12 protein-coding genes are annotated in these 11859 nt (G+C 70.7%); 8 read left to right on the top strand and 4 right to left on the bottom strand.

Translation table 11 applies throughout. From position 1 onward, the window contains the following. Window positions 1-105: 105 nt before the first annotated feature. The 4 genes from bioB (at window position 106) to E5671_RS40365 (ending at window position 4170) form a co-directional block, all read left to right on the top strand. On the top strand, window positions 106-1290 hold the full coding sequence (gene bioB, locus E5671_RS40380) for a biotin synthase BioB (RefSeq protein WP_160509176.1): 1185 nt from the start codon (window positions 106-108) through the stop codon (window positions 1288-1290). Then, window positions 1283-2572, top strand: coding sequence for an adenosylmethionine--8-amino-7-oxononanoate transaminase (locus tag E5671_RS40375; RefSeq protein WP_160509175.1), 1290 nt, complete (start codon window positions 1283-1285; stop codon window positions 2570-2572). Before bioB ends, E5671_RS40375 begins: the two co-directional genes overlap by 8 nt. A 1-nt stretch (window position 2573) precedes the next feature. Beyond that, entirely contained in the window at window positions 2574-3320 is a 747-nt protein-coding gene (gene bioD, locus E5671_RS40370) for a dethiobiotin synthase (RefSeq protein WP_160509174.1), read from the top strand. A gap of 175 nt (window positions 3321-3495) precedes the next feature. Continuing rightward, complete coding sequence (locus E5671_RS40365; protein ID WP_160509173.1) at window positions 3496-4170, top strand: class I SAM-dependent methyltransferase; 675 nt, start codon at window positions 3496-3498, stop codon at window positions 4168-4170. Between the two features lie 14 nt (window positions 4171-4184). Here E5671_RS40365 and E5671_RS40360 read toward each other — a convergent pair whose 3' ends face one another. Next, a complete protein-coding gene (locus E5671_RS40360; RefSeq protein WP_237330345.1) occupies window positions 4185-4547 on the bottom strand; it encodes a VOC family protein in 363 nt (120 codons plus the stop codon). A 50-nt stretch (window positions 4548-4597) separates the two neighbouring features. Between E5671_RS40360 and E5671_RS40355 the strand changes: the two genes are divergently transcribed. After that, window positions 4598-4948 (top strand): VOC family protein, encoded by a 351-nt coding sequence (locus E5671_RS40355; protein ID WP_160509172.1) that lies wholly within the window; start codon window positions 4598-4600, stop codon window positions 4946-4948. A gap of 40 nt (window positions 4949-4988) precedes the next feature. On the opposite strand, the gene E5671_RS40350 is transcribed toward E5671_RS40355, so the two are convergent. Continuing rightward, on the bottom strand, window positions 4989-5360 hold the full coding sequence (locus E5671_RS40350) for a fic family toxin-antitoxin system, toxin component (protein WP_202121450.1): 372 nt from the start codon (window positions 5358-5360) through the stop codon (window positions 4989-4991). Window positions 5361-5364: 4 nt separating this feature from the next. Beyond that, entirely contained in the window at window positions 5365-5592 is a 228-nt protein-coding gene (locus E5671_RS40345; protein ID WP_160509171.1) for an antitoxin, read from the bottom strand. A gap of 207 nt (window positions 5593-5799) precedes the next feature. On the opposite strand from E5671_RS40345, the gene E5671_RS40340 reads away from it, so the two are divergent. Genes E5671_RS40340 through E5671_RS40330 form a run of 3 tightly spaced genes read left to right on the top strand, consistent with a single transcriptional unit; the run spans window position 5800 to window position 10162 of the window. Further along, window positions 5800-6645: an ABC transporter ATP-binding protein gene (locus E5671_RS40340; protein ID WP_160509170.1), complete on the top strand. Its 846-nt coding sequence runs from the start codon at window positions 5800-5802 to the stop codon at window positions 6643-6645. Window positions 6646-6659: 14 nt separating this feature from the next. Next, window positions 6660-9224 carry an ABC transporter permease gene (locus E5671_RS40335; protein ID WP_160509169.1) on the top strand — a complete coding sequence of 855 codons (2565 nt, stop codon included), beginning with the start codon at window positions 6660-6662 and terminating at the stop codon, window positions 9222-9224. A 47-nt stretch (window positions 9225-9271) separates the two neighbouring features. Next, the gene (locus tag E5671_RS40330; protein WP_160509168.1) at window positions 9272-10162 is read left to right on the top strand and encodes an LLM class F420-dependent oxidoreductase; all 891 of its coding nucleotides are present in this window, start codon (window positions 9272-9274) and stop codon (window positions 10160-10162) included. A gap of 6 nt (window positions 10163-10168) precedes the next feature. Here E5671_RS40330 and E5671_RS40325 read toward each other — a convergent pair whose 3' ends face one another. Continuing rightward, a complete protein-coding gene (locus E5671_RS40325) occupies window positions 10169-11806 on the bottom strand; it encodes an outer membrane protein assembly factor BamB family protein (RefSeq protein ID WP_160509167.1) in 1638 nt (545 codons plus the stop codon). Between the last annotated feature and the right edge of the window lie 53 nt (window positions 11807-11859).

The raw sequence follows: 11859 nt of genomic DNA, 5'->3' as shown, positions 1-11859 counted from the left end.
CGTCCGGCCACCGGGCCAGGATGTGGCAATACCCACACCTCTCAGCGTTTCTGTTGTGCGAACTCTCCTTGGAAAGCGAGGCTCTCGTACGTAAGGATCAGCGCCATGGATCTGCTGAACACGCTGGTGGACAAGGGGCTTCGGCGCGAGCTGCCGACCCGTGAAGAGGCGCTGGCCGTGCTGGCCACCTCCGACGACGAGCTTCTCGACGTGGTTTCCGCCGCCGGGAAGGTACGGCGGCAGTGGTTCGGGCGCCGGGTGAAACTCAACTATCTGGTCAACCTCAAGTCGGGCCTCTGCCCGGAGGACTGCTCGTACTGTTCGCAGCGCCTCGGCTCGACGGCCGGCATCCTCAAGTACACCTGGCTCAAGCCCGACGAGGCCTCGCAGGCCGCGGCGGCCGGGGTGGCGGGCGGCGCCAAGCGGGTCTGTCTGGTCGCCAGTGGCCGCGGTCCGACCGACCGTGACGTCGACCGGGTCTCACAGACCATCGAGGCGATCAAGGAGCAGAACGAAGGCGTCGAGGTGTGCGCGTGCCTCGGGCTGCTCTCCGCGGGCCAGGCGGACAAACTGCGCACGGCGGGCGCGGACGCGTACAACCACAATCTCAATACGTCCGAGGGGACGTACGGCGAGATCACCACGACCCACACGTACGCCGACCGCGTGGACACCGTGCAGCAGGCGCAGGCCGCGGGCCTCTCCGCCTGCTCGGGTCTGATCGCGGGCATGGGCGAGACGGACGAGGACCTGGTGGACGTGGTCTACGCGCTGCGCGACCTCGACCCTGACTCGGTGCCGGTCAACTTCCTGATCCCCTTCGAGGGCACCCCGCTCGCCAAGGAGTGGAACCTCACCCCGCAGCGCTGCCTGCGCATCCTCGCGATGGTCCGCTTCGTCTGCCCCGACGTGGAGGTCCGCATCGCGGGCGGCCGCGAGGTGCACCTGCGCACGATGCAGCCCCTGGCGCTGCACCTCGCCAACTCGATCTTCCTGGGCGACTACCTGACCAGTGAGGGCCAGGCAGGCAAGACCGACCTGGAGATGATCGCGGACGCCGGCTTCGAGGTCGAGGGCACGGACACGGTGACGCTGCCGGAGCACCGCGCGGACGCGCTGGCGGCCGCGGGGTGCGGGTCGCACGGCGAGGGCGGGGGCGGCTGCGGGCCGTGCGGCTCGTCCGAGCCCGAGCCGGTCGTGGCCGCGGAGGGTGAGACGTCCGAGGCGCGCACGGATCTGGTGGCGGTACGCCGCCGGGGCGCGGGAACGGATCTGGCGCCCAATGCCTGACTTCTCCGTGCCCGAGCTGCTCGACCTCGACCGCCGTCACGTGTGGCACCCGTACGGCCCGATGCCTGGCCGCCAGGAGCCCCTGGTCGTAGAGGCGGCGAGTGGTGTGCGGCTGCGACTCGCGGGCGACGGGGGCGAGTTGGTCGACGGCATGTCGTCCTGGTGGTCGGCGATCCACGGCTACAACCACCCCGTGCTCAACGACGCGGTGCGCGGCCAGCTGGACCGGATGAGCCATGTCATGTTCGGCGGGCTCACCCATGAGCCCGCCGTCCGCCTCGCGAAGCGTCTTGTCGACATATCGCCGGACGGGCTCGAGCATGTCTTCCTCGCCGACTCCGGTTCGGTGTCGGTCGAGGTCGCGGTCAAGATGTGCCTGCAGCACTGGCGCTCGCTCGGCCGCCCGGCCAAGCGGCGGATGCTGACCTGGCGCGGCGGCTACCACGGGGACACCTGGCAGCCCATGTCCGTGTGCGACCCCAAGGGCGGCATGCACGAGCTGTGGCAGGGGGCGCTGCCCCAGCAGGTGTTCGCGGACGCGCCGCCCGCGGGTTTCGAGGCGTACGACGATGCCTACGCCGACCACCTGCGGGAGGTGATCGGGCGCCACGCCGACGAGCTCGCCGGTGTGATCGTGGAGCCGGTGGTGCAGGGGGCGGGCGGTATGCGGTTCCACTCCCCCGCCTATCTGCGGGTGCTGCGGGAGGCCTGCGACGAGCACGACGTGCTGCTCGTGTTCGACGAGATCGCCACGGGGTTCGGCCGTACGGGCGCGCTGTTCGCCGCGGACCACGCCGGTGTCACGCCCGATGTGATGTGCCTGGGCAAGGCGCTGACCGGCGGCTATCTGACGCTGGCGGCGACGCTGTGCACGCCGCGGGTCGCGGACGGCATCTCCCGGGGCGAGGTGCCGGTCCTGGCGCACGGCCCGACGTTCATGGGCAATCCGCTGGCCACCGCGGTGGCCGCCGCCTCGATCGAGCTGCTGCTCGGGCAGGACTGGCAGACCGAGGTCAAACGCATCGAGGCGGGCCTGCGCGGCACGCTGGCCGAGGCGGCCGCACTGCCGGGCGTCCGTGACGTACGCGTGCTCGGCGCGATCGGTGTTGTACAGCTGGACCACGCCGTGGACATGGAGGCCGCCACCCGCGCCGCGACGCGCGAGGGAGTGTGGGTGCGGCCGTTCCGCGACCTCATCTACACGATGCCGCCGTTCATCACGAGCGACGACGACGTGGCACGGATCGGGCGCGCGGTGTGCGCGGCGGCGAAGGAGGGCTGACGTGACGGTCATCGTGGTGTCCGGGACGGGCACCGAGATCGGCAAGACGGTGACGACTGCGGCGGTGGCCACCCTCGCGCTCGCCTCGGGGCGCAGCGTCGCGATGCTCAAGCCCGCGCAGACGGGGGTGGCACCCGGCGAGCCGGGCGACGCGGAAGAGGTGAAGCGGCTGGCGGGCGACGAGATCACGACCCTCGAACTCGCCCGCTTCCCCGAGCCGTTGGCGCCGAACACCGCCGCGCGGCGGGCGGGCATGGAGCCGGTGCGACCGTACGAAGTGGCCGAGGCGGCGCAGAAATTGTCGACGGAGCACGACCTGGTCCTGGTCGAGGGCGCGGGCGGTCTGCTCGTCCACTACGACGACGAGGGCGCCACCCTCGCCGACGCGGCGCGTCTCCTGACGGCCCCGGTCCTGGTGGTCGCGCCGGCGGGACTCGGCACGCTGAACTCGACGGCACTCACGGCGGAGGCACTGCGAGCCCGCGGTCTCGCCCCCCTGGGCGTGACGATCGGCAACTGGCCCGCCACCCCGGACCTGGCATCGCGCTGCAACCTGGCGGACCTGCCACGGGCGGCGGACGCACCGCTGCTCGGCGCGGTACCGCAGGGCGCGGGCTCCCTCGCGCGCGCCGACTTCCGGGCCCGGGCGCACGATTGGCTGGCGCCGCAGCTGGGCGGCAGGTGGGACGAAGCGGCGTTCACCACGCGCGAGACACCGGAAGGACCGGCGCTCGGGGCTACCCACTGAGGTCCGGACGGCAGACCCGGTGCGCGGGGGCGCCTCGTGCCGCACCTCGGCGCCCACCTGTCACGAAGGCCTCGCGCGCAGGGCGGCGCGAGTGGGTCGTCCGCGTCGGCGTAGGGGGAAACCGGCCGTGCCGGGGCACCATTGCGGTATCCGCTCGTGCCGTCGAGGAGGGCCCATGTCACCTCGCTTCGCCAAAGCCGCGTCACGGGACGCGGTGCACCATCCCGTTTTCGCCCGGTTCTACGCCCGTCAGAGCGTGGCCGCCGAGCGTCTCATCGCCACGTACCGCAAAGAGCTGCTCGCCGGTCTCTCCGGTCGTGTGATCGAGGTCGGCGCGGGGAACGGCCTGAACTTCGCGCACTATCCGGCGGCGGTCTCCGAGGTCGTGGCCATCGAACCGGAGCGTATTCTGCGCCAGTTGGCCGCGTCCGCGGCGGTGCGGGCCGACGTACCGGTCGACGTCGTGCCCGGCGCCGCCGAGGCGCTGCCCGTCAAGAGCGAGGCCTTCGACGGCGCCGTGGCCTCGCTGGTGCTGTGCAGCGTGCGCGACGTGCCCCGTGCGCTCGGCGAGCTGCGGCGCGTCCTGCGGCCGGGCGGCGAGCTGCGGTTCTTCGAGCACGGCGTGGCTCCGGGCGCGGCGATGGCGGCCACGCAGCGCATTCTGGACCGCACGGTCTGGCCCCTGCTCTTCGGCGGCTGTCACGTCGCGCGGGACCCCCTGGCCGCCCTGCGCGCCGCGGGCTTCGAGATCGGCCCGTACCGGAGGCTGCTCGTGCCCCCGAAGGGTCCGCGGCTGCCTCCCTCCTACTGCGTGCTCGGCACCGCCCGGCGGCCGGAGACCGACGACTGACCCGTGGCGGCGCCTCAGATCAGCTGCGTGAGGTTGACCGCGTTGCCGTCCGGGTCCTTGATGTGCGCGACCCGCTGCCCCCACGGCATGTCGTTGGCAGGCCCGAGCGTCTCACCGCCGAGGGAGTCCACCCGCTCCAGGAGGTCGTCGACGGCCTGCACCGCCACGCTCAGCAGAATGCGCTGCGGGGTGTCGAGCGGCACGCTCGTGTCCGAGACCACGCCGAGCTCCGAGTCGCCGATGCGCAGATCCACGAAGAACGCGGGCCCCTCCTCCGGAGTCCTCGACACCTCCTCGGCCCCGAGCAGCTCCTGGTAGAAGCGCAGCAGGCGGTCGAGATCCGGGGTGATGATCATCGGCTGGATGGCGGCAGGCATGGGCGTCCTCCTGGAATGCGGCTCTCTCCCGCCGAACTTATCCTCGCCGCATGATCAATGGCGCGCACCTCATCATCTACAGCAACGACGCCGAAGCCGACCGGGCCTTCTTCCGGGACGTACTGGAGTACCCCCACGTCGACGCGGGCGGCGGCTGGCTGATCTTCAAGCTGCCGCCGGCGGAGGCCGCGGTCCATCCCACGCCGGGTCCGGAATCGCACGAGCTGTATCTGATGTGCGACGACGTGGAGGCGACGGTGCGGGAACTGACCGCCGGAGGCGTGAAGTTCACCCAGCCGGTCACCGACGCGGGCTGGGGCCTGCTCACCCGCTTCAAGCTGCCGGGCGGCGGCGAGGTCGGCCTGTACGAGCCGCGGCACCCGCGGGCCACCGGCCTCTGAGGTCCCGCCGGGCGACGGCTCCCCACAAGGCGCCCGAAGGCTAGAGGCTCCATTTCCGCAGCTCCTCCGCGATGGCGTGCACGCTCGCCCCGTCCTCCTTCACCAGGCGGGCCAGTTCGCGCACCTGCTCGGGCGAGGTGACGACCTTGACGCCGCTTGCGACCAGATAGGCGTAGGCGGCGGACGAGGCGAAGAGGGCGTTGGAGCGTTCCAGGGCCGGGATGTGCAGAAGGACCTGGAGCAGGGCGGCGGCGCGGTCGTGCGGGCTTTCGTAGACGGGCACGCCGAAGATCTCCGCCTCGTGCCGGCTGACGGCGGCCACCAGGGCACCCCAGTCGGTGACCTGCGGGTCTCCGGGCGTCTTGTGTTCGGCGATCATCAACAGCCAGGCAAGATCGATTCTGAGGTTCAAGGGCTTAACGACGACCCTCGCGCTCAGCACCGAACTCTTCGGCGAAGACGGATTCGTACTGCTTCATAAAGTCGGCGGCGGCCTCGACGAAGGTGTGGCCGATCTCGCCCGCGTCCTGTTTGACCAGTTCCTCGATGTAGCGGTTCACGCTCATCCCGCGGGCGAGCGCTCGCTCGCGCGCGGCCCGGGCGGTGCCTTCGTCCACCCGCACGTTCAGCTGGGTCTTCGCCATGCCCTCAAGCTAGCGCCGGGGCGCTAGCACCGGCAAGAGGGCAGCGGGAGCGCGCAGGGGCGCGCGGACGGGCCGGGCGAGCACCGGGCCGATGCCCCTTACATACGTCTCCGGTTCACGACCTTGGAGGGATACCGGCACCCGGCCGGACCCTCTACTCTCGGCAGGATTACGGGAGTTGGAGCGGCCACGACCCAGGAGGCGGCCTTGTCCACACCTGCTTCGGCTTCGGCCACAGGCCTTGCGGAGCCCACCAAGGTCGCCGCACGGGCACGCGGTCTGACCAAGGCGTACGGCTCGGGCGAGACCACCGTGCTCGCCCTCGACTCGGTCGACGTGGACATCGCGCGCGGCCGTTTCACCGCGGTCATGGGTCCGTCCGGCTCGGGGAAGTCCACGCTCATGCACCTGCTCGCCGGGCTCGACACGGTCTCCGCGGGTCAGGTGTGGCTCGGCGACACCGAGATCACGGGCCTCAAGGAACGGGAGCTGACGCAGCTGCGGCGCGACCGCATCGGATTCATGTTCCAGTCCTTCAACCTCATCCCCACCCTGAACGCCGCCGAGAACATCACGCTGCCCATGGACATCGCGGGCCAGCGCCCCGACCGCGACTGGCTGGACCACGTCATCGAGACGCTCGGCCTGCGCGACCGCCTCAAGCACCGGCCCGCCCAGCTCTCCGGCGGCCAGCAGCAGCGCGTGGCGTGCGCGCGGGCGCTCGCCTCGCGCCCCGAGCTGATCTTCGCGGACGAACCGACCGGCAACCTCGACTCGCGCGCGGGTCTCGAAGTGCTCGGCTTCCTGCGCGAGGCCGTCGACAAGCTGGAGCAGACCGTCGTGATGGTGACCCACGATCCCGGCGCCGCCGCCCATGCCGACCTGGTGCTCTTCCTCGCGGACGGCCGCATCGTCGACGAGATGCCGCGCCCGACGGCGGAGTCGGTCCTGGAACGCCTCAAACGGTTCGACGTGATCCACGCGATGCCGCAGGAGAGCCAGGCCGAAGCCGACGGCGGTCAGGGCGCCGACAGCGCGCCGGACCGGGACTGAGGCGGTCCGCGGCCATGCTGAAGGCGACACTCAGGAGCTTCCTCGCGCACAAGGGCCGGCTGCTGCTCTCCGCGCTCGCCGTGATCCTCTCGGTGGCGTTCGTCGCGGGCAGCCTCATCTTCTCGGACACGGTGGCCCGCACCTTCGACCGGCTCTTCGCCTCGACGTCCGCCGATGTGACCGTCGAGCCGAAGGAGAACCTCGACGAGGCGGTGCCATCGGGGCAGACGCCGACGGTCCCCGCGAAACTCGCCGACCGCCTCAAGGAGGTCGACGGGGTCGCACGGACCCGTGTCGACGCGGCCGTCGAGAACATCACGGTCGTCGACAGCGAGAACGACCCGGTCGGTCCCACCACCGGCGCCCCCACCATCGCCACGAACTGGTACGTCACCGACCGCAGCCCAGTCGAGCTGACCTCGGGGCACGCACCGCGCGGCAAGGACCAGGCGCTGCTCGACGCGGACACGGCCGACAAGAAGGACGTGGAGATCGGCGACACCCTCACGGTGCTCGCCGCGCCGGGCTCGTTCAAGGTCGAGGTCGTCGGCATCGTCACCTTCACCACCACCAACCCCGGCGCGGCCCTGGTCTTCCTGGACACCCCGACCGCCCAGCGCGAACTCCTGGGCGACAAGGACGCGGCGACGGGCATCTCGGTGGACGCCTCAGCCGGCGTGAGCGACACCGAGCTCAAGCGCCGTCTCGCCGCCGAACTCGGCTCGGGCTACGACCTGAAGACCGCGGACGAACAGGCCGAATCCGCGGCGTCCGAACTCGGCGGTTTCCTGGACGTCATCAAGTACGTGATGCTCGGCTTCGCCGGGATCGCCGTCCTGGTCGGCATCTTCCTGATCGTCAACACCTTCTCGATGCTGATCGCGCAGCGCACCCGCGAACTGGGCCTGCTGCGCGCGCTCGGCGCCGACCGCAGGCAGGTCCGCCGCTCCGTGCTCACCGAGGCGCTCCTGCTCGGCGTGGTCGGCTCCACGGTCGGCCTCGCGGCGGGGATCGGCCTCGCGGCCGGGCTCATCGAGCTGATGGGCGCCTTCGGGATGAACCTGAAGTCCACCGAGATGGTCATCGGCTGGGGAACTCCCGTCGCCTCGTACGTCGTCGGGGTCGGCGTCACGTTCGTCGCGGCGTATCTCCCTGCCCGGCGCGCGGCGCACGTATCGCCGATGGCGGCACTCGCCGACGCCGAGATCGCGGGCGTGGGACGGCCGTTGAAGATCCGCGCCGTGGTCGGCGCGGTGGTCGGTGCGGCGGGCGCGGCCGCGCTCGTCGGCTGCGCCACGGCGGAGAAGACCTCGTCGGCGGCGTCGCTGCTCGGTCTCGGCCTCGTCCTCACCCTGATCGCCACCGTCATCGCGGGACCGCTCCTCGTCCGCCCGGTGATCCGGGTGCTCGGCGGCGCGTTCCCTGCCCTGTTCGGTTCGGTCGGCCGGATGAGCCAGCGCAACGCCCTGCGCAATCCACGCCGTACGGGCGCCACGGCCGCCGCGCTGATGGTGGGCCTCGCCCTGGTGAGCGGCATGTCCGTGGCGAGCGCGTCGATGACCAAGTCGTTCGACGAACAGATCGACAAGACGCTGGGCGCCGACTTCGTCGTACAGAACAGCAACTTCATGCCCTTCTCCCAGGAGATCACCGAGAAGGTGAAGGACACCGGGGGTGCCGGGCTCGTCGTGCGCCAGCGGTTCGCGCCCGTGAAGGTGTCCATGCCGGACGGCAAGAGCGTGGAGACGACCGCTGCGGGCTACGACCCGCGCCTCGACGACGTCGCCCGCGTCACGTACGTCGACGGCGGCACCGCTCGGGCGCTCGCACCCGGAAGCATCGCCATGCAGCGGGACTTCGCGCGGGACCACAAGGCCCGGATGGGCTCCAAGCTGCCCGTGGAGTTCCCCGACGGGCGCAAGACGGAACTGACGGTGGGCGCGCTCACCGACCAGCCGGGAGCCGAGGGGTTCGGCGTCGAGGGCGGGATCTTCTTCGGCATGGAGACGGTCGAGGAGTTCGTGCCGGGCGGTCAGGACTCCGCGCTGTACGTGAACGCCGCCTCGGGCACGGAGCCCGACACGCTGCGCGACCGTCTTGAGAAGACACTCGACCCGTATCCGCAGGTGCAGGTCCGCGACCAGGCGGACTACAAGGAACTGATCCGCGAGCAGATCGCCGTGATGCTCTATCTCGTCTACGCGCTGCTCGGCCTCGCGATCATCATCGCGGTCCTCGGCGTGGTCAACACCCTTGCCCTGTCGGTCGTCGAGCGCACCCGCGAGATCGGTCTGCTGCGCGCCATCGGGCTCGCCCGGCGGCAGTTGCGCCGCATGATCCGCCTGGAGTCCGTGGTGATCGCGGTGTTCGGCGCGCTGCTCGGGCTCGCGCTCGGCCTGGTGTGGGGCGTCGCGGCGCAGCAGGTGCTCGCGCTGCAGGGCATGACGGCGTTCGCGATCCCCTGGACGACGGTGATCGCCGTACTGATCGGTTCCGTGGTCGTCGGCCTCGCGGCGGCTCTGCTGCCCGCCCTGCGCGCGTCGCGCATGAATGTCCTTGCGGCCATCGCGCACGAGTGAGGGACTGGACGGCTGTGCCCAACTGCTCGTACATATGAGGAGAGTTCATGGCTCGCCCGTTCCGTTTCGGGGTCAACATGGTCATCGCTTCCACCGGTGACGAGTGGCGCAAGAAGTGCCGCAAGGCGGAGGCGCTCGGCTACGACGTCATCCTGGTCGCCGACCACCTCGGCATGCCCGCCCCGTTCCCCTCGCTCGTCGCCGCCGCCGAGGCCACCGAGCGGCCCCGCGTCGGCACGTTCGTCCTGAACGCCGCGTTCTGGAACCCCACCCTGCTCGCCCGTGAGGTGGCCACCACGGACGCGCTCACAGGTGGCCGCCTTGAGCTGGGGCTCGGCACGGGCTACGTCAAACCGGAGCACGACGTGGCCGGTCTGCCCTGGGGCACGCCCAGGGAACGCGTGGGCCATCTCCGGCACACCATCGAGGAGTTGGACAGACTCCTCGGCTCCGACGAGCACCAGCCGCAGCCCCGGCAGAAGCCCCGGCCGCCGATCCTCGTCGGCGGCAACGGCGACCGTATGCTGGAGCTCACCGCCGAGCACGCCGACATCGCCGCGTTCACCGGCGCCAAGGCGGCCCGTGGTGACAGCAGCGGGAAGATGACCCACCTCACGCCCGAGGAACTGGACGAACGCGTCGCCGTCTACCAGCGGTTCGCGGCGCGCCGCCCCGAACCGGCGGAGCTGAACCTGCTGATCCAGATGGTCGAAGTGACCGGCGATCGCCGCAAAGCGGTACAACAGGTCATCGAATACATCCCGCATCTCACCGAGGACGCGGCGCTCGGCCTGCCGCTCCTGCTGATCGGCACCGTCCGGCAGATCGCCGACCAGTTGCGCGCCCAGCGGGAGCGGTACGGCTTCTCGTACATCACCGTCCTCGAACCGTACTTCGAGGCGTTCGGTCCCGTCATGGAGGTACTCGCCGGCGCGTGAAGGCGATTACTTGGCCGCGAAGCCGAACATCATGATCGTTTCCTTGCCCCCGGAGTACTGGGCGAGCAGATCGGAGCTGAGGAACAGCTTGTTGCTGCGGAAGCGCAGTTCGGAGATCAGGGGCGGCAGCGCGCTCGGCCGGGTGCCGGCGTCGAGAAGCAGCGTCTCCTTCTTCAGATCCCTGCCGTCGAGGGAGACGACCTGTGCGTACGGGCCGCTCTTGTAGACGAGTACGTTCCCGCCGTCCATGCGGATCGGGAAGATGGGGGAGCTGTCGCCCGCCTCCACCTTCTCCCCCGTGGTCTTGCCCGTGGCCAGGGAGAAGACCACGATGTCGTTCGTCGACGAGAACTTCTTCGCCCCGTCGCGCTGTTTGGTGGGGACATAGAGCTTGCCGTTGCCCGCCGCGATGCCCTTGCAGTCCTGGACGACGGACACGGTGCCGCACTCGTGCAGGTACTTGCCGTCCGGCAGCGCGATCCTCGTACGCCGGTCGCCCTTCTCGTCGAGGGAGAAGACGTCCGTGGCGCCGGACGACGTGATCTCACCGGAGTCGAGGGCGACGACCACCGGCTCGGTGGAGACCACGCTGGGGCTTCGGACGCCCGCGGGGAGCTTGTGGGTCCACTTCGACTTTCCCGTGGCCGGGTCGAGGAGCTGGACCTGGAATCGCTCCGATCCGTAGTCACCGCAGGAGCGGACCGCCACCAGCCGCTCGCCGCCTCCGTAGCCGACGTCGCGGCACTTGTCCCCCTGCTTCGGCTCCCACAGGACGTCTCCACCGCGCAGGTCGAAAGCCGCGCCGCCGTAGAGGCCCCCGACGGCGACCGTGTCACCGCTGATGGTGACCTGGTTGAAGACCGTCTTCTCCTTCTGGTAGCCGACGGTGATCGACTTGGTCCAGAGCTTCTCGCCGGTGTCCACGTCGAAGGCGGTCACCTCGGTGCACGCGTCCTTGAAGCCCCTGTCGTCGTGCACTTTCGCCCCCGTGACGACGACGGCGATGTTGCCCTTGCCGACGTCCGGGGAGCCCGCGCACGACTCCCCCGGCTTCGGCAGGCGGTAGAGCCCCTTCCCCGACGAGGCGTCGACGCCGACGATCGCTTCGACCGAGGCCTTCGCGTACACCTTGTCGGTGAGCCAGGACCCCTGGGCCTTCCAAGTGGTCTCCCCCTTCGGCAACTTGGGCTGCAAGGCCTTGGTCGAGAAGAAGGCCTTGGGGACCTTGGGCGCCTTCTCCTTGGGCTTCTCGTACTTGGGTGCCGCGCCGTCGCCGCCCGGCTTGGCCGCGGTCTTGTCCTTCGAGCCGCCGTCGGCCGAGGTGGCGTACCAGACGCCGCCTCCGACGATCAGGGCGATCGCGGCGACGACGGAGACGACGATCGCGGTGCGGCGACCGGGCCGTCTGCCTCCGCCGCCCCCGCCGCTTCCTCCGCTTCCTCGGCCCGGTGGCGAGGCGGGCGCCGGTATCGGCTGGTAGACCTGATGGGGACCGAAGCCACTGGGCGGCGGGGCGACGGGCGGGCCGAAGCCCGGGGCCTGCCCCTGCGGGGGCGGGCCGAAGGCTCCCTGCGGAGGCGGGCCGAAAGCTCCGGGGCCCTGAGGGTGCTGCGGGGACTGCTCGGGGGGCGGCGGCTGCGTCATCGTGGCTCCACTGCTGGTGAGGGTGTGGCTGTCTGCTGCTGTGCTGCCGGGGG

It is taken from the genome of Streptomyces sp. BA2 (assembly GCF_009769735.1).
GTDB lineage: Bacteria > Actinomycetota > Actinomycetes > Streptomycetales > Streptomycetaceae > Streptomyces.
Note: the sequence above shows the minus strand (reverse complement) of the source record. Positions and strands in the feature narration are given on the sequence as shown.